Consider the following 25,631-nt stretch of genomic DNA (forward strand, 5'->3'; position numbering starts at 1 on the left):
ATGGGGCGGCTTTTCCTTTTTTCGAAATCGCTAGGACCCTTCGGGGACCGGCTTGCTCTTCACAAGCCCCGGCTTGACCTTGGCCCGCTCCTTCTTGCGCATGTATTCCTTCCTGTCCTCTTCGCTGAGCAGGTCCGTGAATTCCAGCATCTCGTCCCCGGCCTCGTTGTCCTTGACCTTCTGGCGGATGGTCTTGAAGACCGGCAGCCACGGCTTGGCCAGGCTGAACAGATAGCGGACCAGGATGTAGACCGGAATGAACACGAAGGCCGGGCCCACCGAGCCGAGGAACGGGACAGTGAAGTCCACCTGGCCGAAGCGGTAGAACAGCCAGCCGATGCCGAACGGGACCACCCACAGGGACGAGGCGAACAGCGCGATGCGGGCGAAGAAGTTCTTGCCGAAGGCGTCGTTGGCGATGGAGTTGCAGGCCTTCCACGCGGTCTTGTTCTTGGCGCCCAGCGCCTTGACCGACAGGTTGTGGTGGTCGACCATGTCCCGGTTGATGGTCCTAAAATGCTTCTTGTTGGTGAAATAGACCCCGGCCATGCACAATTCGCCGATGACGGTTGCCGCAAGGGCGACCCAGATCAGACCGAGGGCGAACCCCACGTAGGCGTTGCCGGAGGTGCGGAAGGCCCAGATCATCCAGGGGTCGAGAAATTCGTATACGATTTGGCCGGTCATGTTCATTCCTGTGAGAGGTTGGTCATGGGGGCCGCCCGGTATGGGCGGCCCCCTTTCTTGCCGTCAGTTCGCCCGACTTAGAAGGGCGGGACGATGGAGTAGCCCAGGAAGCCCTTGGTGGTGTAGCGGAGACCGACGTACACGGCCAGGACGATGAAGATGTACTTCAGGACCTTGTCCGGGATGAACTTGGAGGTCTTGGGTCCGACGATGGAGCCGATGACGATGCCGACGAGCTCGGCGCCGATCAGGCCCCAGGCCACCGGGGTCTGCTTGAGCAGCATGTAGGAGGCGATGGAGTTGACCATGCCGATGAGGACCGCCAGGGCGGAGGTACCGGCAACCAGGTACATGGGCAGACCGGCCACGGAGGTCAAGAACGGCACCAGCAGGAAGCCGCCGCCGACACCCAGGAAGGAGGCCAGGGCCGCGATGCAGAAACCGCCGATCACGGGGATCAGGGGGTTGAACTTGAACTCGACGCCGAAGAAGGTGAACTCGCAGATGGTCGGGGTGAACTTCTGGACCTTCACGCCCATCTCGGCCATGTCCACGGTGCCGCCCTGCTGCTGTTCCTTGACGGACTTCTGGAAGGCCTCGGCGGCCTTCTTGGCGGCCTGCTTGCCAGCCTGGCCCTTGGGGGTGGTCTGGTAGAACAGGTAGCAGCCCAGGAACAGGACGAAGATGCCGAAGTAGCCAAGGTAGGCCTTCAGGCTGATCTTACCGGCAGTCAGCCAGGGCACGAGCCAGGAACCGGCCACGGAACCGATGGCCAGGGCGATGCCGAGCGGCAGCACCAGGCGGCCGGCCTTGTAGTAGTTGAAGGAGGACAGGGCGGCGGAACAACCGACGAGCCACTGGTTGGACACGCGGATGGAGTCGGTGACGACCTTGTTCATCTTGGAGCCCTTGCCAAAGGAGCTGGCGTAGTCGCCCAGGCCGTAGATGGTGATGTGACCGACACCGGCCATGATGCCGCCGAAGGCGCCGACGGTGGAGAAGATCCAGCCTACCCAGATCGCCCACAGGAAACCGATGATGATGTTCAGCTGCGGTCCGCCGGGAATGCCCATGTAGCCGGGCTCGCCGGTGGGTTTGGCCTCGGCTATGGCGTCGGCCAGACGATCGGCCAGGGCGGGCTGAGCCATGAGGCAGACAGCCGCGGCCAGGGCCAGCATCAGGAGAGTTTTCTTGGAACGTAACACAGTTACCTCCTCCTCATAATGAATGTTAAAAGGACCCCAAAATGTCACTCCGCGCCCCCCTAGGCAGCGGAGTTGGTACCCAGTCTATTCCGGCCGCACGAAGCTCAGGGCGTTCGCCGTGCAGCCGACAACGCAGGCAGGGATGCCGTCGGCATCGACCCTGTCCACGCAGAAATCGCATTTCATGATCTTGCCGGTGGCCTCGCTGAACACCGGCACGGTCCACGGACAGGCCTCGATACAGCTCTTGCAGCCGTCGCACTTGTCCAGGTCCACCAGCACCAGCCCGTCCTCGCGCTTATACATGGCCCCGGTGGGACACGCGCTCACGCATTCGGGCTTCTTGCAGTGCCGGCAGTTGGTATACTTCAGCTTGGCCGAAGGCTTGCCGTCCTCGTCGGCCACGGGCCCCTCCGCCTCCAGGCGGTTGAGGGAAAGCCCGGCGGGCACCTTGTTCTTCACCTTGCAGTGAACCAGGCAGGCGTTGCACGCAATGCACCGCTTCTTGTCGAATTTCATTCTGTAACCAGCCATTTTCCACCTCTGCAGACTTGGATTTGGGCGCGCAGTCTTGTTAGTAGTCCAGGAACTGAAGAAAAATCCGGACTTGGTCAACAATCTCCCCTCTTGTGAGAAATTTCTCAATCAAAACCAATCATAACCCCTTTTTTCTCACGAGTGAAAGAAAAATCATGTTATAGATTTCACATGCCGGGTATTCATTGCCCACGGAGGACCGCCACGCATAAGGTCCAACATAATCAAAAAGCGCGCAGTATCACCATTGTCTGTACAGGAGGAGTGTATGGGTAAGGAATTGGTAAAGAGCATATGCGGCATGTGCTCTGTACGATGTCCTATCGAGGTCGAAGTGGTCGACGGCAGAGCGGAATATATCCAGGGTAATCCCGATGCCCCCGGCATCATGGGCTCCCTGTGTCCGCGCGGCGCTGCCGGTACGGCCCTGACCTACGACGAGGACCGCCCGCAGTACCCCATGGTGCGCACGGGCAAACGCGGCGAAGGGAAATGGAAGCGTGTGTCGTGGGACGAGGCCCTGGATTACGTGGCCGAGGAACTGACCCGCATCCAGGACACCTACGGCAAGAATTCGGTCCTGTTCTCGGACCGCGGCGGCCCGTTCCGCGACTTTTACCGCGCCTTTCTGCGCGGTATCGGCACGGCCAACTACAACAACCACGACTCGGCCTGCGCCCGCAACGTGCAGAACGCGGCCCTGTCCGTATTCGGCTTCGGCCGCAAGGGCGTGTCCTACGACCTGAAAAACGCCAAGCACGTGGTGCTCCAGCAGCGCAACATCCTCGAGGCCATCAACGTGGCCGAGGTGAACAACCTGTTCGCGGGCATCGAGAAAGGCGCCAAGCTGACGGTCATCGACATCCGGGCCAACGTCCCGGCCACCAAGGCGGACAACTTCTTCATGGTCCGGCCCGGCACGGACTACGCCTTCAACCTGGCGGTCATCAACGTCCTGATCAACAATGAGCTGTACGACAAACAGTTCGTGGCCGACTGGGTCGAGGACTTCGACAAGCTCGCCGAGTTCGTCAAGCCCTATACCCCGGAGTGGGCCGAGGGCGAGACCGGCGTGTCCGCGGCGGGCCTGATCGACTTCTGCAACCAGCTGGCCGAGGCCGCGCCGAGCGTGATCTGGCATCCGGGCTGGATGACGGCGCGCTACTCCGATTCCTTCTACATGACCCGGACCATCTACATCATCAACGCGCTGCTCGGGGCCATCGGGGCCAAGGGCGGCCTGCCGTTCATGAACAAGCCGGGCGACGTGGGCGCCAAGGGGCTGAAGAGCTTCATGGAGCTCTATCCCAAGCCCGAGGGCCAGCGCGCGGACGGCATCGGCTGGATGGAAGGACGCAAGCACTTCGACGCGGGCCCGGGCCTGGTCCACCTGGCCTACGAGGCCGCGGTGGAGGAAAAGCCCTACCCGATCAAGGCGTACATCGCCCAGCGCCACGACCCGCTCATGGCCTTCCCGGACAAGGAAGACGTCAAGGCCAAGTGGAAGGACATCGAACTGCTCGTGGCCGTGACCTTCTCCTGGTCCGACACCGCCTGGAACGCGGACGTGATCCTGCCCATCTCCCCGTATCTCGAACGGGACGAGATCCTGATGACCAAGAACGGCCCCAAGCCCGCCTTCCAGGTGCGCAAACGCGCCATCGAGCCGGTCTACGACACCAAGGCCGTGTGGGAGATCTACGCGGGCCTGGCCCGGCGCATGGGCCTCAAGGAGCTGGACTACACCAACATCGAGGACATCTGGAAATTCCAGCTCGAGGGCACCGGCGTGTCCATCGAGGACTTCGCCAAGACCGGCATCGTGTCCCTGGCCTCCGATCCGCTGTACAAGCCGGTCAAGGAGGGCTCCTTCAAGACCCCGTCCGGCAAGGTCCAGATGATCGACGCCAAGCTCGAGGCGGACGGCATGCCGTCGCTCAAGCCCTACGAGGCCCCGGAACAGGCGCCTGAGGGCAAGTTCCGCATCACCTTCGGCCGCTGCGCCCTGCACACCCAGGGCCACACCGTGAACAACTCCCTGCTCTTCGAGCAGATGCCCGAGAACGTCCTGTGGATCAACACCAAGCGCGCCGAAGCGCTGGGCATCGAGCAGGACGAGTACGTGACCGTGGGCAGCAACGGCTACAAGGCCAAGATCAAGGCGTTCGTCACGGACTTCGTCCATCCCGAGGCCGTCTTCATGGTCCATGGTTTCGGCCACGACCTGCCGTGCGAGACCCGCGCCAACGGCAAAGGCGCGGCCGACAACATGCTCATGCCCAAGGGCATCGACAAGTGGGACCACGGCGGCGGGGCCATCGCCATGCAGGAGCACTTCGTTTCCGTATCCAAATAAACCTACCACACCCCCATAATATGAAAAGGTCAGCATCTTTTTGATGCTGGCCTTTTCTGCGTTGAGCGGCTTCCGATAGCGGCGCATCTGCACATTTTTTCCGGCCGGGGCAATCCTCACGTAGACGGCTACGCTGCGGTTGCCCCGGCCGGAAGAAAATGCACAGCTACACCACTCTCGAAAGCCTTGTGCGAGCGCGGGGGACTGAGCCGCTGTCGGGTGCTCCGCACCCGATTCGCTCCATTAAGAGAAAGGCAGGACCTTCGCCTCATTTTTGAGTAGAAGGCCCTTTTAGCGACCCGCCCCGCGAAGCGGCGATAAGAAGTTTCGGAAAGGATGGGGATGGGGGTCCGGGGAAGGGAAGGAAAAGCCCTTTTCAAAGGGTTTTCCTTCCCCTTCCCCCGGCCGCCGGAGGCACAATCAAAAAAGGCGCGGACCATCAGGTCCGCGCCTTTTTGATTGTTCACTTGAATGTGGCTAGCCTTCGGCGATCCAGGTTTGGAGTTTTTCTTCGAACATGGACCGGATTTCGTCGAGGCGTTCCGGGGTTTCGGCTTCGAAACGGAGGACCAGGACGGGCTGGGTGTTGGAGGCGCGGATGAGTCCCCAGCCGTCCGGGAAGACGGCGCGCACGCCATCGATATCGATGGCGTCGAACTTGGAGCTGAAGTAGGCGACCGCCTTGCCGACCACGCGCTCCTTCATGTTCTCGGGGCAGTCCACTCGAATTTCCGGGGTGGACCAGGTCTTGGGCCAGTTGAGCTGTCCGGACATGGGCTTGTCCGACTTGGAGAGAATCTCGACCATGCGCAGGGCCGCGTAGGTGGCGTCGTCGAACCCGTAATAACGGTCGGCGAAGAACATGTGGCCGGACATCTCGCCCGCGAACTTGGCCCCGATCTCGCGCATGCGCGCCTTGATCAGGGAATGGCCGGTCTTCCACATGACCGCGTCGCCGCCGTGGGCGCGGATGTCGTCGTACATGAGATGCGAGCACTTGACCTCGCCGATGATGGACGCGCCCGGGAAGGCCTTGAGAATGTCGCGGGCGTAGATGGCCACGAGCTGGTCGCCGAAGAGCAGCTCGCCCTTTTCGGTGATCACGCCGATGCGGTCGCCGTCGCCGTCCAGACCGATGCCGATGTCCGCCTTCTCCTTGAGCACGGCCTCCCGCAGGGCGACCATGTTCTTCTCCACCACCGGGTCGGGGTGATGGTTGGGGAAAGCGCCGTCCGGCTCGCAATAGATGCGCACCACCTCGGCTCCGGCCTTTTCCAGGGCGTCGGCGGTGAGCGTCCCGCCCGTGCCGTTGCCGCCGTCCACGACGACCTTCACGGGCTTGGCAAAGGTCACGTCCCCGGACAACTCGTCCACGTACTTGCCGAGCATGTCCTCATGCCGCGAGGTGCCCTTGCCTTCGGGGAAGTCGCCCTTTTCCATGAGCTCGAAGACGTCCTGGATTTCATCTGAGTGGATGGTGCTGATCCCCTGCCATACCTTGAATCCGTTGTATTCCGACGGATTGTGGCTGGCTGTGATCATCACGCCTGCGGTCTCGCCGAGTTTGGTCACGGACCAGTAGAAGGCCGGGGAGGAAACCTGGCCGATGGTCACGACATCCACCCCGGTCGAGTTCAAGCCACGCACCAGGGCCTCGGCGTAACCGGGCGAGGAATGGCGGCAGTCATGGCCGACCACGGCGGTCTTGGAGCCGCGCTCCAGAAAATATTGACCGCAGGCCCGGCCGAGCCGCTCGACCCACTGTTTGTCGAAATCCTTGTCCACCACGCCGCGAATGTCATAGGTCCTGAACACTTCTCGCGATATAGGCTTCATGCGTATTCCTCCCTGCCCGTGTAGCGGGCGATCGGTCTTTGTCATACAAAATATCCCGGCCGCGCGGCCGGAGTGGCATTCAATCATCCATTGCGGTGCGTTGTCAGGGATTCCTCCCGGCCGCCGCGGATTTCCACCGGCGAGCACCTCGGTTCATGACACCGTATACAGACATTTCAGCGGAAATACCACCGGCCGTTTCAAGGACCGGGTACAAAATCGTCACACAACCGTCATTGACATATCCGCATAAGCGGATATTTATCATCCCATGGAACAACTCGCATTGAAACTCAAAGGGCTCGGCGACCCCACCCGGCTGCGGGTCATCAGGCTGCTCGACCACGGCGAACTGTGCGTCTGCGACCTGATGGCCGCCCTCGACCTGCCGCAATCCACGGTCTCCCGGCACATGTCTTTTTTGCGCAACGGCGGCTGGGTGAACGGGCGCCGCAAGGGCAAATGGGTCTACTACACCCTGGCCGCGCCCTCGGACGCATTGCAATCCGAGGTCCTCGAGATTCTCAGAAGACGGCTGCCGGACCTGGAACAGGCGAGGCGGGACCATGAACGGCTCATGACCCATCTGGCGAACAAGACCGAAGAAACCTGCTCAAACTAGACAGAGGGACCGGCAATGACCGAAACCGCATTGAAAAAACTTTCCTTCCTGGACCGCTACCTGACCCTCTGGATTTTCCTGGCCATGTTCGCGGGCGTGGGCTGCGGCTACTTTTTCCCGGGCGTGAAGCGGGTCATCGACGCCTTCCAGGTGGGAACCACCAACATTCCCATCGCCATCGGCCTGATACTGATGATGTACCCGCCCCTGGCCAAGGTGAAGTACGAGCAGCTGGGCAGGGTCTTCCGCAACGGCCGGGTGCTGGCCCTGTCCCTGGTCCAGAACTGGGTCATCGGCCCGGTGCTCATGTTCGGCCTGGCCGTGACCTTCCTGTCCGGCCAGCACGAATACATGGTCGGCCTGATCCTCATCGGCCTGGCACGATGCATCGCCATGGTCATCGTCTGGAACGACCTGGCGGGAGGAGACTCCGAGTACTGCGCGGGGCTGGTGGCCTTCAACTCCGTGTTCCAGGTACTCTTCTTCCCGGTCTACGCCTACGTGTTCATCACGGTCCTGCCCGGCTGGTTCGGGCTTGAGGGCGCGGCCGTGGACGTGTCCATGGGCCAGATCGCCGAGAGCGTGTTCATCTACCTGGGCATCCCGTTTCTGGCGGGCATGGCCTCGCGCTTCATCGGGCTGAAGGTCAAGGGACGCGAGTGGTACGAGACCGTGTTCGTACCCAGGATCAGCCCGCTGACACTGATCTTCCTGCTGTTCACCATCCTGGTCATGTTCTCGCTCAAGGGCGACCGGGTAGTGGCCCTGCCGTTCGACGTCATCCGCATCGCCATCCCCCTGACCGTCTACTTCCTGGTCATGTTCCTGGTCTCCTTCTACCTGTCGTGGAAAGCGGACGCCACCTACGAGCAGGCCGCGACTCTGAGCTTCACCGCGGCCTCCAACAACTTCGAACTGGCCATCGCCGTGGCCATCGCGGTCTTCGGCATCGACTCGGGCGAAGCCTTCGCCGCGGTCATCGGCCCGCTGGTGGAGGTCCCGGTGCTCATCGCACTGGTCAACGTGGCCGTGCGCTTCAAGCGCCGCCACTTCCCCTTTGCCAAGGAAACCATCGGCGGCGTGTGCCACGTCCGCTGCGAAACCTCCAACGCAGAATAGGAGCCGCGTCATGAACATACTTTTCCTATGCACCGGCAACTCCTGCCGCAGCCAGATGGCCGAAGGCTGGGCCAAGGCGCTCAAGGCGGACGAATTCACGGCCTGGTCCGCCGGGGTGGAAACCCACGGCCTGAACCCGCTGGCCGTGCAGGTCATGGCCGAGGCGGGCGTGGACATCTCCGGCCACAGTTCCAAGCTGACCAACGACCTGCCCGTGGACGTGGATTTCGACTACGTGGTCACCGTCTGCGGCCACGCCAACGAGAACTGCCCCTATTTCCCGGCCAGGACCAAGGTGGTCCACGTCGGCTTCGACGACCCTCCGGCCCTGGTCAAGACCCTGACCGACGAGGCCGAAATCCTCGCCGTGTACCGTCGCGTGCGAGACGAGATCAAGGCCTTTGTCCAAGGGCTGCCCGGCTCCCTGGAGGAACCGGACGGCCGCTGAGGAATACAATGAAAAAGCACCTGTGGAAACGGATCCGCTCCTGGTCGCCCCTGAGCGCCTGGACCGCGTGCATCCGGGTCGAGGAGAGCGGTGAGCTCCGCTTCTCCCTGTTCGCCTAGGCAATACGTAAACCGGCCATACAACAAGGCCCGGCGGGAATTCCCGCCGGGCCTTCGATTTCTTGGTCACTCCGCCGCGATTCAGCCGGGTCGGACGGCGTCCCGCCTCCCCCATCCCGCCCGGCATTCCTCCCTGGGTTTGTCCCTGTCGCACCTCATCTTCAATCCCTGCCATACATGCTCACGCAAGCACCCATTACCCCCTTCCAGACGGCTGAGAAAAGAATAATTATATCAATATATTTTTGACACCTGACCGTCATGCGACTCCCCCTGTTTTCACATCCGCAAACACGTCGCCAAAAAAGATTAAAATATTGTCGCGACAGAGCCGTTTTTAGGCTATGTTACTTATGATTCCACCCGGAAAAACAGCGTCGTATAATGAATAAAAAATCAATTTTTGACATGATGCAGTTATTCCGATATGATCATAAATTGGAATTCGACGATGCACATCTAAAACTGTTGTTTTCAATTTGTAACAAAGATTCAATCAGATAATACAGTAATAAATCCATTCCTACAGTTGCTAACACCTAATACAAAAGACTGTTGTAGCAATTGATAACTGTATTATCAGTAAAACAACATTAGAAATCGTGCACAATACGATTTACATGCCACTGACCTCGAAATGCCATAGCGGACAAGGAACCCTGTCCGTACGCCGTCCGCGCGCGGCCACCCCTTGCGGTCTCCGCGATCGGGTTCCCCTCCTCTGATTCCATTTCGACCGTCTTCTTTTCGGACGCTCCCACGCCGCTGGCGCGGGAGCCCGTCGCCACATTCAACGGAGTTAACATGGGACAAATCAAAGTAGAAAACCTTTACAAAATTTTCGGGAGCAAGCCCCGGAAGGGCCTTGAGCTGCTGAAGAAAGGGCTCGACAAGGCCGAGGTCTTGGAAAAGACCGGCATGACGGTGGGCGTGAACAACGCCTCCTTCACCATCGAGGATGGCGAGATATTTGTCATCATGGGGCTGTCCGGCTCGGGCAAGTCCACCATGGTGCGCATGCTCAACCGGCTCATCGAGCCCACGGCCGGGCGGGTCCTGGTCAACGGCGAGGACGTCACGGCCATGGACGACGATGAGCTGGTCAAGTTCCGGCTGCATAACATGAGCATGGTTTTCCAGTCGTTCGCGCTCATGCCGCACCAGACCGTGCTGGACAACGCAGCCTTCGGCCTGGAGTTGGCCGGGGTTGACAAGGCCAAGCGGCACGAACGGGCCCGCGAGGCGCTCGCCCAGGTAGGTCTGGCCGGATGGGAGGACCAGTATCCCAAACAGCTTTCCGGCGGCATGCAGCAGCGTGTGGGCCTGGCCAGGGGGCTGGCCGTGGACCCGGAAATCCTGCTCATGGACGAGGCCTTCTCGGCCCTTGACCCGCTCATCCGCACCGAGATGCAGGACGAGCTCATCAACCTCCAGGAAGAGCACCAGCGGACCATCGTCTTCATTTCCCACGACCTGGACGAGGCCCTGCGCATCGGCGACCGCATCGCCATCATGGAGGGCGGCAACGTGGTCCAGGTGGGCACGCCCGACGAAATTCTGCAGAACCCGGCCAACGACTACGTGCGCGCCTTTTTCCGGGGCGTGGACCCCACCGGAGTCATCAGCGCGGGCGACATCGTGCGCGATTCGCACCCGACCATCGTCATCACCAAGGGCGGCAGCCTGCGCATCGCCCATGAAATTTTGAGCGGCAGCGAACTCGAATACGGCTATGCCGTGGATTCCCGCCGCCACTTCCTCGGCGTGATCTCGTCCGAGGGCATCCGCAACGCGCTCGAGGCCGGGCTGCCCGAGCACCCGCTGAACCAGGTCTTCCTGCCCGAGGCGTTCGCCGTGCACAAGGATGACTCCATGCAGGACATCCTGCCCCAGGTGGCCGCCGCCACCTGGCCCATCCCGGTGGTGGACGACGACAACCGCTACCTCGGCGTGGTCTCCAAGAACCGGTTCCTCAAGACCCTGCACAAGACCGAAGTCGCCCTTTCCGAAGGAGGTGACCAATAATGTTTCAAGACGCAATCATCCCCCTGGACCAGTGGGTCTCGGTGGCCGTGGAATGGCTGGTGGACAATTACCGCGAATTCTTCCAGATGCTCAAATGGCCGGTGGACTGGCTTCTGGGCGGCTTCGAGCACGGCCTGACCAGCGTGCACCCGCTCGTGGTCATTGCCATCGTCTGCTTCCTGGCCTGGAGATTCTCGGGCAAGCGGCTGGCCGCCTTCTCCCTGGCCTCCCTGCTCCTGGTGGGCTTCCTGGGCCTCTGGGAGGACACCATGATCACCCTGGCCATGGTCCTGTCGTCCGTGGTCATCTGCGCGGTCATCGGCATCCCGCTGGGGATCATGTCCGGCCGCAGCGACCGTTTCGAGGCCGGGCTCCGGCCGGTGCTCGACGCCATGCAGACCACGCCCGCGTTCGTCTACCTCGTGCCCATCGTCATGCTCTTTTCCGTGGGCAACGTGGCCGGCGTGCTGGCGACCATCATCTTCGCCCTGCCGCCCATCATCCGCCTGACCGGCCTGGGCATCAGGCAGGTCCACCCGGAGCTGGTGGAAGCGGCCCAGGCCTTCGGCGCCACCCGCTGGCAGGTCCTCGTCAAGGTCCAGATTCCCCTGGCCATGCCGACCATCCTGGCCGGCCTGAACCAGACCATCATGATGGCCCTGTCCATGGTCGTCATCGCCGCGCTCATCGGCGCGGGCGGACTCGGCTCCCCGGTCATCCTCGGGTTGAACACCCTGGACATCGGACGCGCCGTGGTCGGCGGCCTGGGCATCGTGCTCATGGCCATCGTCCTGGACCGCATCACCCAGTCAATGGCTCAAAGAAAATAACCGAAATCGAATCCGAGGAGGTTCCATGAAACTGATGAAATCCCTGACGACCGCCCTGTTCGCGGTCCTGATCGCGTCCTCCGCGTTCGCCATGGACATGCAGCCCGGCAAGGGCGTCACGGTCCAGCCCGCGCGCGCCACCTGGAACACCGGCTTCTTCCAGGAAGCCCTGGTCCACAAGGGCCTCGAAGCGCTCGGCTACGAGGTCAAGAAGCCGCGCGACCTGACCAACCCCATCTTCTACAAGTCCGTGACCCTCGGCGACGTGGACTACTGGACCAACGGCTGGTTCCCCATGCACAACGCCCAGCTGCCCAAAAACTTCGACGAGAAGGCGCAAAAGATCGGCTATGTTGCCAAGGCGGGCGGCATGCAGGGCTACCTGGTGTCCAAACGCGACGCCGAGAAATACGACATCAAGTCCCTGGACGACTTCAAGCGGCCCGAGGTCATGAAGGCCTTCGACACCAACGGCGACGGCAAGGCCGATCTGACCGCCTGCCCTCCGGGCTGGGGCTGCGAGCAGGTCATCACCCACCACATGAAGGTCTACGACCTCAAGGACTACATAAACCCGGTCAAGGCCTCCTATGAGGCGGGCATGGCCGCTGCGCTGGGCGGATTCAAGTCCGGCAAGCCGGTCTTCTTCTACACATGGACGCCCAACTGGACCGTGTACAAGTTCAAGCCCGGCAAGGACGTGGTCTGGATCAACGTGCCCGAGATCAAGCCCACCGAGGCCCAGGCCTCCGACGCCGACCGCATGACCGTTTCCGGCGTCGAAGGCGCGGTCTCCGACCCGCTCAAGGCCGGTTTCGTGGTCTCCGACATCCGTGCCGTGGCCAACAAGAAGTTCCTGGAAAAGAACCCGGCGGCCGCCAAGTTCCTGGAGCTGTTCACCCTGCCCCTGGCCGACATCAACGCCCAGAACACCCGCATGAACGAAGGCGAGAAGTCCGACAAGGACATCGCCGAGCATGCGGACGAATGGATCAAGAACAACAAGGCGACCTGGGACGGCTGGCTCAAAGCCGCCCGAGAAGCAGCCAAATAACGAGTCCGGATGACCGGCGAAAATACGGCGGCCCTTTCGGGGGCCGCCTTTTTTCGCTGGGGGGCGGCTTCCGATAGCGGGCCATCTGCACATTTTTTCCGGCCGAGGCAATCCTCACGTAGACGGCTACGCTGCGGTTGCCCCGGCCAAAAAAAATGCACAGCTGCCCCACTCTCGGAAGCCTATTCCTGGTGCGGAGGACTGAGCCGCTGTCGGGTGCTGAAGCACCCGAATCGCTCCAAAAAGAAAGACAGAGCCTTCGACTCATGCTGAGTAGAAGGCTCTTTTTTGCGTCCCGCCCCGCGAAGCGGCGATAAGAAGTTTAGGAAAGGATGGGGATGGGGGTCCGGGGAAGGGAAGGAAAGCCCTTTTCAAAGGTTTTTCCTTCCCCTTCCCCGGCCGCCGGAGGCTCCCTCCCTACTCGCCCGTCAGTTCGTAGCGGGTGGAGGGGCCTTTGCCTCTTTTGGTCAGAAGGCCTCGTTTGACGAAATCCTGGAGGTCGTAGATGGCGGTACGGGTCGGCAGGTTGCCGCCGACCAGGTCCTGGTATTGCTTGCGGGTCACGGTGCCCTGCCTGCGAATGACGTCCCAGGCCTCTTTCTGGCGGGGGTTGAGACCGGTATCGGCCTCCGGGGCGGCGGACGGCGCCGGGTGGGGCGCGGGGATGTCCGGGGCCTGGGGGCGCGGGCTGTCGGTGTTGGCGGATTCGGCGGACAGAGGCTGGGCGGGCCAGGCGTAGAAGTCGCTTTCCAGGCGGATCTCCTCGGGCTGGATGACGTCGGTTTCGGCCATGACCGCGGCGCGGGTGATGCAGTTGACCAGCTCGCGGACGTTGCCGGGCCAGTCGTGGGACACGAGCTTGGCCAGTGCCCCCTTGCTCAGGTCCAGGTGCTCGCGCCCGGCCAGGGATTCGGCCTGCTTGAGGTAGTAGACGGACAACAGCGGGATGTTCTCGCGGTTCTCGCGCAGGGCGGGCGTGTTGATGGAGATGACCTTGAGCCGGTAGTAGAGGTCCTCGCGGAAGACCTTGTCCTCGATAAGCGACGGGATGTCCACGTTGGTGGCCGCCAGGATGCGCACGTCCACGGTGACCTCGCGGTCGCTGCCCAGGGGCTTGATCTTGCGTGATGCCAGCGCCCGGAGCAGGGACTGCTGGACCTTGGGCGAGGCGGACTGGACCTCGTCCAGGAAGAGGATGCCGCCGTCGGCCTCGACGAACGCGCCTTTGCGGTCCTCCTTGGCCTCGGAAAAGGCCCCCTTGACGTGGCCGAACAGGGCGTCGAGGAGCAGGTTTTCGTCCAGTGCCCCGCAGTTGATGGAGATGAACGGGCTGTCCGCGCGGCTGGAATGGGCGTGCACGGCCTCGGCCACCAGCTGTTTGCCGGTGCCGGTCTCGCCCGCGATGAGCACGTCCACGTCCACCTGGGCAGCCTTGAGGATGTTGACCTTGAGGTTGGCTGTGGCCGAGCCCATGCCCACGATCTCCGGGATGCGGCTCAACTCGTTCTCGACCAGCAGTTCGCGCTCGCGGTCCAGGGTGGCGCGCTCCCGCCTGTTCACGTTGAGGATGGCCTCGTCCTTGGCCTGGATCTCGACCACCTGCTGCTTGACCCGGCGGATGATGTTGTTGATGGACTCCTGGAGCACCGTGATGTCGTAGCCGCTGTAGGGCAAATGGATTTCCTCCATCTCTTCCAGCGAGTTGAGGGTGTTCATGCGGGCGGCCAGCTCGCGGATGGGCTTGGTCAGGATGCGCCCGAACAGGAAGATGAGGATGGAGATGACCACGATACCGCCGATGGTCACGAAGAGCATGACGTCCATGTTCTTGTAGCCCGCGATGATCGGCAACTGGCTGCGGTCCACGAAGACCACCCCGCCGTAGACCGTGGGCGGCCCGGCCGGATCGGCGCGGAACAGGACCGGGGCGTAGCTGAAATAGTGGAAGTCCACGCCGGACTGCTGCGGATGGTTCTCCTCAACCCGGGCCAGGCCGTTCCCGCCCTTGCCCATGGAGGTTACGGCCTCCCAGTACAGGTCGTACTTCTCGTTGGGCCTGAACGCGGCCGCGTTGCCGGGCTTGCCCAGGGAACCGTCGAAGCCCTCGCGGGCCAGGTAGGTGGTCAGCTCGTTCCCCTGCTTGTCATAGTCTTCGGACTGGAAAAGCATCCACCCTTCATGATTGAGAAAATAACTGAACCGGAGTTCGTCGCTCCGGGGATAGGCCCACAGGGGCGATTTGCGCGAATTGTACCAGGAAAGGATGTTGCGCAGGGTGGTGGCTTCCACGGACAGGAAGAGCAGCCCCGGAGGTTCGTCGCCGTCGCCGGGACAGGCGGTGTAGAAACGGACCACGTTGGCCGTGGTGTAGCGGTTGGCGCTGTCCTTGGTGGGCATGGGATAGGAGACCTCAAGCACGTCCGAGGCCGCCACCCGACCCGGCTTGAGGGTCGCCAACCGGTCCAGTTCGGCAAAGGGGTTGGGCCGCACCCGGTCCAGGGCGGCCGGTGCCACGGCGCGGACCGTGCCGTCCTGGCGGACCAGGACCACGGGCTCCCCGCCCGAGGCCGGGAGGTAGCAGAGTTCGAGGTACGGCCTTCCGCCCGCCCGCATGAGCCGGGAAAAGGCGTCGCGCAGGCTGTCCGGATCGGCCCGCCCCCCGGCGAAGAAGAGCAGATCCGTACGGCAGCCGTCCAGGTACTGCTCCATCTCGTGGGCCACGGCCATGGTGTTCTGGCGCACGGTCCGGCTGAGCGCGATGTCGATGAATTCGTCGGATACCCGGTAGGAGGCCCACCCCGTGAACAGGAGAATGCCCACGATGGACGGCATCAGGGCCAGGAGCAGCTTGCCCCGCAGCCCGAGCCGGCGCACCAGGCCGGGCAGATGCCTGCGCATCCAGTCGGACATCCGGGAACCCGAAGAGGGAAATGACGTCATGGCAACCTCCAGCACTTGCTTGCGGCGAGCCGAACGGGTGAACGCCGCCTCATGTGTTTTTGCCGTTATGCCGCTCCCAACCCCTTTGTCAAACCTTTTCCGGCACGATGGTTGCTAAATACTCCTTGACATTGTCATGCAATGTTGAAGTTTTGCGCGATTTTTTAACTATTTGGAATAAATATTAATTTTTAAAATATCTTGCAAAAATAATCAGGCAGAAAAACCATGGCCAAGCAAAAGCACCTTTGCGGGATTCACAGACTGCTCCTCGTCACCATGATCGTCATCCCGGCTATCCCCCTGCTCATCTCGGCAGCCATCGGATTCTATTCCTTTGCCGGGGCGTCCAGGCGGTTCGCAGTGTCCTCCATCCGCCAGGCCGCCGTGGACCGGACCGCGCTCATCGATGAATTTCTCCACGAGCGGCGCAACGATCTCGAGTCGTTCCTGGCCCTGCTTCCCGAGGACGCCCTGCGCGGGTCCAGGGCCCAGGCCGAAGTGACGGCCTGGCAGCACTCCGGGGGCCCGGTCTTCCAGGACATGGGACTCATCGACCCGCTGGGGCGTCACACGGCCTACGTCGGGCCCTTCGGCCTGGCCGACAAGGACTATCGCGACGCGGACTGGTTCAGGGAAACCCTGCAGAAGGGCTATTTCATCAGCGACGTGTATCTCGGCTACCGCAAGGTGCCCCACTTCGTCATAGCAGTGACCCGGCGCATCGACGGCCGGGTCTGGACCCTGCGGGCAACGGTCAACCCGACCATCTTCGGCAACATGGTCAACGCGCCGGGCATCGGCGACACGGGCGAGGCGTACATCCTCAACCGGGAGGGGCTGTTCCAGACCAACCGACGGTCCGGCGGCGGGCTGCTCGAGCGCGACGGCTACGCCTACCCTTCCCAGGACGAGAACCTGATTTCCTTCACCGGCTCGGACGGCGGCGAGGACTACCTGTTCGCCTCGGCCCGGCTCAACGACGGCAAGTGGCGGCTCATCGTCCGCCAGAAGGAGGAGGAGGCCTTCCAGGCCGTGTTCATGGCGGGCTACACGGTCATCTTCGTGTTGCTCTGCGGAGGGGCGCTCATCGTGGTCCTGGCGCTGATCGTCAGCCGCCGCCTGTCCGAGACCCTGCACGGCCAGGCCGAGGCGGTCAGCAAGCTGGAAGGCCAGCTGCTCCAGGCCGCCCGCCTGGCCGAACTGGGCGAGATGGCCGCGGGCTTCGCCCACGAGATCAACAACCCGCTGCAGATCATGAAGACCGATCTGGCCCTCCTGGACCTGACCCTGAAGGACGTGACCGAGGTGTGCGCCAACCGCGAGGCGTGCGACGAACTCAAGGAAATCGCGGACCAGTTCCAGATCCAGATCGGGCGGTGCGCGGCCATCACCCGCGAGATACTGCGCTTCGGGCGGCAGGACGCCCCGCACGTGGAGGACATGGACCTGGCCGAATTCCTGCCCAAGGTCGGGGCCATGGTCCAGAACAAGGCGCAGGTCAACGGCATCGACGTGACCTGCGACGTGTCCCCGGACGTGCCGAATGTCCTGGCCGACCCGGGTCAGCTGCAGCAGGTCATGATCAACCTGCTGAACAACGCCATACATGCGGTGGTGGACCGCCACGGGTCAAAGGGCGGGCGCATCGAGGTGGCCGCACGGGGAGACGACCGGGGCCGGGCCGTGATCACCGTGGCCGACAACGGCTGCGGCATCAATCAGGAGAGTCTGTCCAAGATATTCATGCCCTTCTTCACCACCAAGGCGCCCGGCCAGGGCACGGGGTTGGGCCTGTCCGTCTGCCACTCGATCATCGACTCCCTGGGCGGGGAGCTGACCGTGGACAGCGCCAAGGGCGAAGGCACGACCTTCACCGTTCGTATCCCTGGCAGGGACGCGTAATGCCGTCCTCCCCGGGAGACGGGATCCCATCGGGGGACGGGACTTCGGCCCCGTTCCCCGCCATCTTCCGCAGGGCCTCGGCGGTCATTCTGCCGATATCGTCCAGGTAGGCCCCGTAGCGCGTCAGATAGAAGGACAACCCCTTGGCGAAGTTGCGCCCCACCAGCCCGTCCACGAAAAGCATGGACACGGACTGTTCCTCGCGCAGAATCTGCTGCGAGGCCAGAAACACGGCGACCTCGTCCTCGGACATGGCTTCCAGGGCCTGGCGCAACGCCTCGCGGGCGCGCGGCTTGTAGGCCATGATGTAAAGCAGATCCAGGGCGTTGGCGATAACCTCGGGCACGTGGTTGAAGTTCGACTCCCGGGAAAAGGCGATGAACTCGGCGGGCCGGTTGAGCATGCCGAGCATGTCCCGGGTGGGGAAGGCGATCTCCAGGCGCGAGTATATCTCGAAGACCTGGCGCAGCTTTTCCGAATAGTCCCAGCGGCGCATGGCGATGTTCCGCCTGCGGTCCGCGAACCCCTCGATGACCCCGGCCACGCAGTCCGAGGCGAGCTTGGAGATGACCGCCGCCCACAGCTGGAGCACGGCCATGGGGTCGGCCGAACCGGCCAGGACCAGCATGCCTTGGACCGCCCAGTTGAAGAGCATGGCGATGGGGATGGACAGGACGCTGCGGAAGAAGTTGGCGGCCGCCGCCTCCCGGGGCAACCCCCGGACCACATTGTGGGTCGAGATGTACACCCCGTTGGTCAGGGCCATGATGGTATAGAGCAGCAGCGGGTTGGTGGCCGTGGTCACGCCGAACCCCTTGTCCAGGACCACGGACTTGCACAGCCAGTCGAGCAGGGGCACGGAAAAGCCCGTGTAGAGCAGGGATTCCGAGATGCGCTCCCAGTCGATGTAGTCGTTCCAGGCCAGGAACGGCGAACGTCTGAGCCCCCCGCCGCCGAGCACGGACTGGATGACGTTGCGCAGGCCGGTGATGGAGAACCAGATGACCCCGCCGAGGTAGGCCAGGACCCACCAGTCCTTGGTCAGGTAGAAGGTCAGAAAGGCGGGGATGAACCCGGCCAGGACCTTGAGCACGTTCTTGAGCCGGGTGTTCAGATGGCCGGGAGAGGGGCGGCGCCTGCACGAGTCCTCGGCCTTGAACAGGGACAGCCCGTTGCCCTCCTGCCGCCTGCCTCCCAGGGCGACGAGGTTGCCGCCTGTCTCGGTCACGGCGTACTCCTCCACGCGCCACCGGGTGCACATCCGGCAAACCAGCCTACGCAGGCCGGACATTTGCGAGGCCATGTGGATAAGCCCGCTCCATATTCCCCTGGTCGGCCGGGGCATGACGTATTCGTTGGACCGTATGGCCGTGCACTGCACCGGGATGCGGTCGCCCGGGCGCAGCCGCGCGGCCTCGCGCTGGGCCCGCAGGGGCAGGGTCTCCAGGACCGCGAAGCCCATGCCGTGGGTCCGGGTGGAGCGCCCCGTGGACCCGGAGCCGATGCTCGTTCCCAGCGGCACCCGCCGGTAGAATTCCAGGAGCCTGTCAAACCGCTCCAGCAGTCCTTCCAGGATCTCCAGCCGCTCCTCGCTGTCCGGACCGCCCCGTTGGCGCACGTCGTCCATGCACCCCCGGATGAGCCGCTTGAGCTTGACCGCGTTTTGTTCGTTGAGGGCCTGCTGCAACTGGCTGAAGGGCATGCGCTGCCGGGTCTGCCCGGGGTCGAGATGCTTGGTGTTGAAGACCTCCAGGTGGGTGATCCGTCCCTGGCAGTGGAACAGGATCTCCAGGGCGTCCTCCAGATCGAGATCGGCCAGGATCAGTGTCAGATGGCTGGAGTGGGCGGCCTTGCGCAGCCGGGATGTCAGTTCGGCCGGTGTCAGGGAGAGGAGCGAGGGCATGCCCTGGTCGCGGGGCAAATCCGGGTCCGGGATGTCCCGGTTCTCGTCCGGGGAAAGATAGCGGGCCACCAGGGTGTCCACGTCCAGGGCGTCCAGGGACTCCACCTGCATGGCGATGGCCGCCCGGGCGTCGTAGTCGGCATGGTCGGCACCCTGGCGCAGGGCGGCCACCCGCTCCTCGAAGAGCGGCATGGCCTGGGTATGGATGTAGTTGCCCAGGTGCAGGACGGACGGCTGGTCCACGCCCACGGCGGCGACCATTTCATCATAATCCACGGGCGGGAGCATGACCCCGAATTCCTTGCGGATGGACTGACGGTGGTGCTCGTTGTAGGCCCCGATCACGGCCCGGACGTATTCGCTCCTCGTCTCGCGCACCGCCCGGCCCTGCTCCATGAGTTCGCGCACGGCGTCCACCTTGAACAGGCTCTCGATGTCGCAGTCGTCCCGAAGCCCGCCGGGGCACCAGACGATCTTGACGAACCGGCCCCGGTGCATGGCCCGGTATTCGATGCCGATGCGCACCTTGATGCCGAGGATGGAGGCCGAGGCCAGCAGTTCCCGGGCCACGGGCAGGTCCACGCAGTCGTAGTAGACCACGGTCAGGTAGCGGATACCCTTGATCCAGGCGTCCATGACCAGGTGGGTGGCGGACTTGCGCCCCTTGCTGTTGGCGTCGTGCACGCGGTCGTCAAAAGCGATCTGGTTCCACTCCTCGGGCATCTCCAGGAGGTGGTAGCGGCGCATCTGCTGGCGCAGGAAGCCGATCTTTCCGGCCGCGGCCCGGCGGAAATCGTGGGCCAGGGCCAGCTGGCGGCAGCGGTCACCCTTGGCCCGGACCAGCTCCTTGCCGATCTGGACCAGGACCCGCGCCCGGTTGTTGCGCATGGCCCCCTTGGCCGCGGTCAGGGTCTCGTCGCGCAGGGCGATGAGGGCCTTGGTCCTCTCCGAGGCCTGGTCCGACTTGAGCGATTCGAGCAGATGCATGATCGCATAGGCGATGCGCAATCCCCTGTCCGCGGCCAGTTCCTTGATGCCGTGGGGCTTGAGATACGGCTCGAGCAGGGTTTTGAACTGCGCCCTGTCCACCCCGCGATTCAAAACATCTTCCACTATTTCAAGAAGTTTGTGATCATTCTTATCGTAATACAGCGAAGGCATGAGACACCTTTCCCCTTGGTCTGAGCGACCTCTTTCTTAACACGAACGTAACACAGCCTAGCAGTATCCATGCCTTCCGTCATGTGGGATGTGCGTGCCTGCGCCGAATTTATTCAGCCATCCCTTGGGGCTGTAGGCTTTCGCCCCCTCCCCTGCCTGTCGCGGTCCGCTTCCTTCCCGGTCCGGATCGGCCCGTTTTTGCGCGCAATACCATCTCGCAAAGCATTCTCGCAATCAATTTTGCAAGAAAATATAAATAAAAATCAAATAAATATGGTTGGCATGTGAGTTGCTTAGTCGGGGCAGATTTTGCGGAATAACAACCGATCAACCCAACGGTGACATCATGGAACAGATGAAAATCCTGCTCGTGGACGATGAAGAGCGCCTGCTCAGTACCACGAAGAAGCTCTTCGAGAAGCTCGGCATCGAGACGCGCACGGCCACTTCCGGAGCCGACGCCCTCGACGTGCTGAAGACCTATGAAGCGCATGTCATCTTTCTCGACATCAAGATGCCCGGAATGGACGGCATGGAGACGCTGCAGCACATCAAGAAGGACTATCCCATCAGCGAGGTCATCATCCTTACCGGCCATGCCACCATGGAGACCGCGGTGGAGGGCCTCAAGCTCGGCGCCCTGGACTACCTGATAAAGCCCGTCAGCATGAAGGACTTTCTCGGCAAGGCCGAGGAAGCATTTGAAAAAGTTACGCTTCAAAAAAAGAAAATACACTCTGCCCGGATGGCCGAGTCCGCCGGTCAGGGTGAACTGCGCTAGCTAACTTCAAGGAGGTTGTAATGGTTAAAATCAAGGTCCTCATGGTCGACGATGAGGAGCGCTTCCGCACCACCACTGCGAAGATACTGGCCCGCAAAGGATTCGACACGATCCTGGCGGCCAGTGGGGAAGAGGCGTTGGAAAAACTGGCCGAAAAGCCGGACGTCGTCATTCTGGACGTCAAGATGGGCGGCCTGGACGGGCACGAAACGCTCAAATTGATCAAGGACAAGCTGCCGGAGCTCCCGGTAATCATGCTCACCGGCCACGGCGACATGCCCGGGGCCAAGAAGGCGCTCGACACGGGTGCGTTCGACTACCTGGCCAAACCGTGCGACGTGGATCTGCTGAGCACCAAGATCCAGGACGCCTTCGAGTACGCCACCAAGGCGCCCTACGTCGAAAAGCTGGCCAAGGGGATCATGATCCCCCTGGACGAATACACGCAAATTCCCCTGAACAGCACCGTCCGGGACGCCATCACGGCCCTCGAGGAGTCCATGCGCCATCTCCTGGCCACGGACAGGCTCATGGACACCGGCCACCGCTCGGTGGTGGTCACCAATCCCGACGGCAGCGTGGCCGGACTGCTCAGCCCCCTGGACCTGGTGGACGCCATCAGACCCGGCTACCTGTCCGCGCCCAAACCGTCCATGGCGGACAGCCTGCAGTATTCGACCATGTTCTGGCAGGGGCTGTTCTCCTCGCGGGTCAGGGAAATCATGGGCAATCCCGTTCGCGACATCATGTCCGACACCGTCCCGGTCATCAATGCCGACGCCAACCTCATGGACGTGGCCAACACGATGATCACGCTTCCTGCGCGGCGCATGCTCGTCCGGGAGGGGAACGCGGACATCGGCATCGTCCGCGAACAGGAACTCTTCTACGAAATCGCCAAGATCATTTCGTCCAGCTAACCCGAAGCCCGATTGCGAGGTTACAACATGGCTCAAGCAAAGAAGAAAGCGACCGGTTACGATAAGTTCGTCAACTGGAAGCTGCTCATAATTCCGGTGGTACTTTTTGTTCTGATCCTGCTCCTTCCCACCCCCCAGGGGATGAAAAAGGTGGGCATGCAGTATTCGGTCGGCCCCAAGGTCGTGACCAACTACCTCTGCCAGGAGCTCTTCCAGAAAAAGAGCTCGGACTGCGAGCAGTGGCAGATCCTGACCGCGCGCATGATGGAACAGAACATGCGCATGGGCGCCCTGTCCAAGGAACGGCTGATGAAGCGCAACGAGAAGTGGGCCAAGAAATACAAGATCCCCGTTGATTCGGCCAACTTCAAGCGCGCCCTGACATTCGTGGGCGAGACCATTCCCGCCGACAAGTACATGGTCATCATGAAGGGCGCCTTCGACAAGCGCATGAAGGGGATGGACTACCTGGAACTTTCGCAAAAGGACCAGAAGAGCGCCAACAAGGGGGCCTGGAGCATCAAGGTGGCCATCGCCATGGTCGTGTTCGTGGTCTTCTGCTTCATGACCGAGTGCATGCCCCTGCCCGGCGTGGCCTTCTGCATCGGCCTCATCCTGGTCTTCACCGGCGTGGTCTCGCGCAGCGAGGTGGCGGGGCTATACTGGGATGACGCCGTATGGTTCATCATGGGTTCGCTCATGTTCGCCGCCGCCTTCGTCAAGACCGGCGTGGACAAGCGAATGTGCCTGCTCATGTTCAAGAAGCTGGCCGTGCCCAACGTCCGTTGGATCACGCTCATCTTCTTCATCGTCATCTCCCCGCTGGCCGCGTTCATCTCCGACCACGCCCTGGCCGCCATGTTCCTGCCCATCGGCATGCTGCTCTACCAGAACAGCCTGACCGACGAGGTGCCCGAGGACAAGGAACTGGCCAAGATGCTGATGATCACCATCGCCATGGCCTGTAACATCGGCGGCCCCGGCGCTCCGTCCGGCGGCGCGCGCAACGTCATCATGATGACCTACCTGACCGACATGTTCGGCATGGACATCGGGTACGCGCAGTGGATCATGTACTGCTTCCCGTTCGTGGTCGTCATGATCCCGATCACCTGGTTCGCCACCAACCTGCTCTTCAAGCCCCGCATCTCCTCCCTGGCCCCGGCCATGCGCCACCTGGAAGGCGAAATCAGCAAGATGGGCAAGTGGAACAAGCACCAGATCTGGGCCATGGTCATCTTCGTCATCATGGTCTTCGGGTGGTTCACCGAGAAGGAATTCTACAACATGGGCATCTACCCCATCCGTCTCGGCATCGGCGTCATCGCGGTCGCGGGCGCGGTGGCCTACCTGCTGGCGGGCGTGGTCAACTGGCGCGACTACCAGGAAAAGGTCGACTGGGGCGTTGTCTGGCTGTACGCGGGCGCGATCATCTTCGGCCGCACCCTGGACAAGACCGGTGCCGCCTACTGGCTGGCCCAGTCGGTCATCGACCTGCTGGCCCCGCTGGGCATGGACCACGGCATCCCCTTGATGCTGACCTCCAACGGGTTGACCGCCGTGCTGACCAACCTGATGGCCGACGGCCCGGCTGCCGCCGCGGTCGGTCCCATCACCCTGAACATGGCCAGCATCGTGCACCCGGGCACCACCTTCCTGCCGTTCATGGCCATGGCCACCGCAGTGGCGTCTTCCTTCGCCTACTGCCTGATCATCGGAACCCCGCCCAACGCCATCGTCTACGCCTCCGGCTACCTGGAGCCCAAGGACTATCTGCGCGTGGGCATCCCGATGTGGTTCGTCGCCAACATCATGATCGTGCTGATAACGGCGGTCTACTGGAGCGGCGTCGGGTTCGGCAGTCTGCCATCGTTCTGACGACCCTGACCTGAAACAACAATACCGGCGGCCCGCCTCCGGGCGGGCCGCCGACAACAAAGGGAGCTCACGATGCAGGAACAAGAAAAGCAAGAACGCGGATTCGTCCACAAGAACGGCGTGACCTACTTCTCCAAACGGACCGAACGCAGAATTCTGTTCGTCCTGACCATGTTCATGCTGGTCTGGGGCATCTTCGAATGCTCCAGGGACCTGTTCTAGGCCTTCGAATCATCAACCAGGGAGGGGCACCATGGAAGCGACACGGGAAACGACCGCCAGGATGGGGATCCGGGAATATTTCGAGACGTTGATGGACGTCATGCGCACGCCCGTGCGCCACTTCGAACGGGTGGCCGACGAGCCGGGCTCCCGGCGGGCCCTCATCTTCCTGATGATCTCGGCCCTGTTCTACTGCTCGGTGAGCATGACCTACTTTTTCGAGAACTCGCTGGCCATGGGGATGGTCATGATGCTCAACGCCGTCCTCATGCCCGCCTTCGGCGCGGTCATCACTTTCATCCTCACGGGCATGACCGGCCGGGACCGGGTCCGGTTCGGCCGGGTCTTCAACATCTACGCCTACGCCAGCGGCGCGGTCATGGTCGTCTCCTGGATTCCGGGGCTGGCCATCATCATGGAACCGGTGCGCGCCGTGCTCATCGGCGTGGGACTGCACAAGGGGCTCGGGGTGAGCAAGACCAGGGCGTGCATGCTCATCGTCCTGACCGCCGTGATCATGCTCCTCTTCTTCTGGACCGCCGCTCCCATGGTCGTCGAGCTGAAGCAATTGTTCCAATAGGAATGTCCCCCTGCGCCGCGGGCGACCGCGCGCGAATGCATTCCTTACCCTCCCCATACGGCCGGGGGCGCGCCCCCGCCCCCGGCCCCTGGAGGGAGGCCACACACGGGAGGACCGCCATGAAGAAGATACGCCTGCTCCTGGTCGACGACGAACCCGACTTCCTGACCGCCTACGCCCGCCGCTTCAAGCGGAGGAACGTGGAGATCACCGAGGCCCAGAGCGGCCAGCAGGCCATCGACCGAGTCCGCGAGGGCGAGTTCGACGTGGCCATCCTCGACGTCATGATGCCGGAGATGAACGGGCTGGAGACCCTGCGCCGGATCAAGGCCATCAAACCCGACCTGCCGGTCATCATCCTGACCGGCCACGCGGACTCCGGCGTGCTCATAGAGGGCATGGACATGGGCGCCTTCGACTTCCTGCTCAAGCCCGTGGGCACCGACGAGCTCTATTTCAAGGTGCTGGACGCCGTTCGCTCCCGCCGTCGCGGCCAACCGTAG

At 62.4% G+C, this 25,631-nt stretch carries 20 protein-coding genes; 14 read left to right on the forward strand and 6 right to left on the reverse strand.

Annotated elements, in window-relative coordinates:
* Positions 1-30: 30 nt before the first annotated feature.
* From BerOc1_RS03935 to BerOc1_RS03945, 3 genes are all read right to left on the reverse strand, one after another.
* A complete protein-coding gene (locus tag BerOc1_RS03935) occupies positions 31-687 on the reverse strand; it encodes a hypothetical protein (RefSeq protein WP_071544391.1) in 657 nt (218 codons plus the stop codon).
* Between the two features lie 77 nt (positions 688-764).
* Positions 765-1,892 carry a sulfite exporter TauE/SafE family protein gene (locus tag BerOc1_RS03940; RefSeq protein WP_071544392.1) on the reverse strand — a complete coding sequence of 376 codons (1,128 nt, stop codon included), beginning with the start codon at positions 1,890-1,892 and terminating at the stop codon, positions 765-767.
* 84 nt (positions 1,893-1,976) lie between these two features.
* Positions 1,977-2,426 (reverse strand): 4Fe-4S dicluster domain-containing protein, encoded by a 450-nt coding sequence (locus BerOc1_RS03945; protein ID WP_071544393.1) that lies wholly within the window; start codon positions 2,424-2,426, stop codon positions 1,977-1,979.
* 271 nt (positions 2,427-2,697) lie between these two features.
* On the opposite strand from BerOc1_RS03945, the gene BerOc1_RS03950 reads away from it, so the two are divergent.
* Positions 2,698-4,785 (forward strand): molybdopterin-containing oxidoreductase family protein, encoded by a 2,088-nt coding sequence (locus tag BerOc1_RS03950; RefSeq protein WP_071544394.1) that lies wholly within the window; start codon positions 2,698-2,700, stop codon positions 4,783-4,785.
* Positions 4,786-5,262: 477 nt separating this feature from the next.
* On the opposite strand, the gene BerOc1_RS03955 is transcribed toward BerOc1_RS03950, so the two are convergent.
* Entirely contained in the window at positions 5,263-6,621 is a 1,359-nt protein-coding gene (locus BerOc1_RS03955; RefSeq protein WP_071544395.1) for a phosphomannomutase/phosphoglucomutase, read from the reverse strand.
* A 271-nt stretch (positions 6,622-6,892) separates the two neighbouring features.
* Here BerOc1_RS03955 and BerOc1_RS03960 point away from each other — a divergent pair, with 271 nt between their 5' ends.
* The 6 genes from BerOc1_RS03960 to proX all read left to right on the forward strand — a co-directional run bounded on the left by BerOc1_RS03960 (position 6,893) and on the right by proX (position 12,838).
* Positions 6,893-7,243: an ArsR/SmtB family transcription factor gene (locus BerOc1_RS03960; protein WP_071544396.1), complete on the forward strand. Its 351-nt coding sequence runs from the start codon at positions 6,893-6,895 to the stop codon at positions 7,241-7,243.
* A gap of 15 nt (positions 7,244-7,258) precedes the next feature.
* Positions 7,259-8,362: an ACR3 family arsenite efflux transporter gene (arsB, locus tag BerOc1_RS03965; RefSeq protein WP_071544397.1), complete on the forward strand. Its 1,104-nt coding sequence runs from the start codon at positions 7,259-7,261 to the stop codon at positions 8,360-8,362.
* A gap of 10 nt (positions 8,363-8,372) precedes the next feature.
* Complete coding sequence (locus tag BerOc1_RS03970) at positions 8,373-8,810, forward strand: arsenate reductase ArsC (protein WP_071544398.1); 438 nt, start codon at positions 8,373-8,375, stop codon at positions 8,808-8,810.
* 923 nt (positions 8,811-9,733) lie between these two features.
* Positions 9,734-10,954 (forward strand): glycine betaine/L-proline ABC transporter ATP-binding protein ProV, encoded by a 1,221-nt coding sequence (proV, locus tag BerOc1_RS03975; RefSeq protein ID WP_071544399.1) that lies wholly within the window; start codon positions 9,734-9,736, stop codon positions 10,952-10,954.
* On the forward strand, positions 10,954-11,784 hold the full coding sequence (locus BerOc1_RS03980) for an ABC transporter permease (RefSeq protein ID WP_071544400.1): 831 nt from the start codon (positions 10,954-10,956) through the stop codon (positions 11,782-11,784). The genes proV and BerOc1_RS03980 overlap by 1 nt, the downstream gene beginning before the upstream one ends.
* Before the next feature lie 25 nt (positions 11,785-11,809).
* Complete coding sequence (gene proX, locus BerOc1_RS03985) at positions 11,810-12,838, forward strand: glycine betaine/L-proline ABC transporter substrate-binding protein ProX (RefSeq protein ID WP_071544401.1); 1,029 nt, start codon at positions 11,810-11,812, stop codon at positions 12,836-12,838.
* A 417-nt stretch (positions 12,839-13,255) separates the two neighbouring features.
* Here the strand turns inward: proX and BerOc1_RS03990 are convergent, their stop codons facing one another.
* Complete coding sequence (locus tag BerOc1_RS03990) at positions 13,256-15,778, reverse strand: sigma 54-interacting transcriptional regulator (protein WP_071544402.1); 2,523 nt, start codon at positions 15,776-15,778, stop codon at positions 13,256-13,258.
* Between the two features lie 228 nt (positions 15,779-16,006).
* Here BerOc1_RS03990 and BerOc1_RS03995 point away from each other — a divergent pair, with 228 nt between their 5' ends.
* The gene (locus BerOc1_RS03995; protein ID WP_071544403.1) at positions 16,007-17,683 is read left to right on the forward strand and encodes a sensor histidine kinase; all 1,677 of its coding nucleotides are present in this window, start codon (positions 16,007-16,009) and stop codon (positions 17,681-17,683) included.
* Here the strand turns inward: BerOc1_RS03995 and BerOc1_RS04000 are convergent.
* Entirely contained in the window at positions 17,652-20,687 is a 3,036-nt protein-coding gene (locus BerOc1_RS04000) for a hypothetical protein (protein ID WP_071544404.1), read from the reverse strand. The two genes, BerOc1_RS03995 and BerOc1_RS04000, sit on opposite strands and share 32 nt — an antisense overlap.
* A 406-nt stretch (positions 20,688-21,093) precedes the next feature.
* On the opposite strand from BerOc1_RS04000, the gene BerOc1_RS04005 reads away from it, so the two are divergent.
* From BerOc1_RS04005 to BerOc1_RS04025, 6 genes are all read left to right on the forward strand, one after another.
* On the forward strand, positions 21,094-21,528 hold the full coding sequence (locus BerOc1_RS04005) for a response regulator (RefSeq protein ID WP_071544405.1): 435 nt from the start codon (positions 21,094-21,096) through the stop codon (positions 21,526-21,528).
* A 20-nt stretch (positions 21,529-21,548) separates the two neighbouring features.
* Entirely contained in the window at positions 21,549-22,448 is a 900-nt protein-coding gene (locus tag BerOc1_RS04010) for a response regulator (RefSeq protein ID WP_071544406.1), read from the forward strand.
* A gap of 27 nt (positions 22,449-22,475) precedes the next feature.
* On the forward strand, positions 22,476-24,326 hold the full coding sequence (locus BerOc1_RS04015; protein ID WP_071544407.1) for an SLC13 family permease: 1,851 nt from the start codon (positions 22,476-22,478) through the stop codon (positions 24,324-24,326).
* A gap of 72 nt (positions 24,327-24,398) precedes the next feature.
* Positions 24,399-24,548, forward strand: coding sequence for a hypothetical protein (locus BerOc1_RS19005; protein WP_165610774.1), 150 nt, complete (start codon positions 24,399-24,401; stop codon positions 24,546-24,548).
* A 31-nt stretch (positions 24,549-24,579) separates the two neighbouring features.
* On the forward strand, positions 24,580-25,128 hold the full coding sequence (locus tag BerOc1_RS04020) for a Yip1 family protein (RefSeq protein WP_071544408.1): 549 nt from the start codon (positions 24,580-24,582) through the stop codon (positions 25,126-25,128).
* Positions 25,129-25,247: 119 nt separating this feature from the next.
* Complete coding sequence (locus BerOc1_RS04025) at positions 25,248-25,631, forward strand: response regulator (RefSeq protein ID WP_084641049.1); 384 nt, start codon at positions 25,248-25,250, stop codon at positions 25,629-25,631.

This window comes from Pseudodesulfovibrio hydrargyri (assembly GCF_001874525.1).
Classification (GTDB): Bacteria; Desulfobacterota; Desulfovibrionia; order Desulfovibrionales; family Desulfovibrionaceae; genus Pseudodesulfovibrio; species Pseudodesulfovibrio hydrargyri.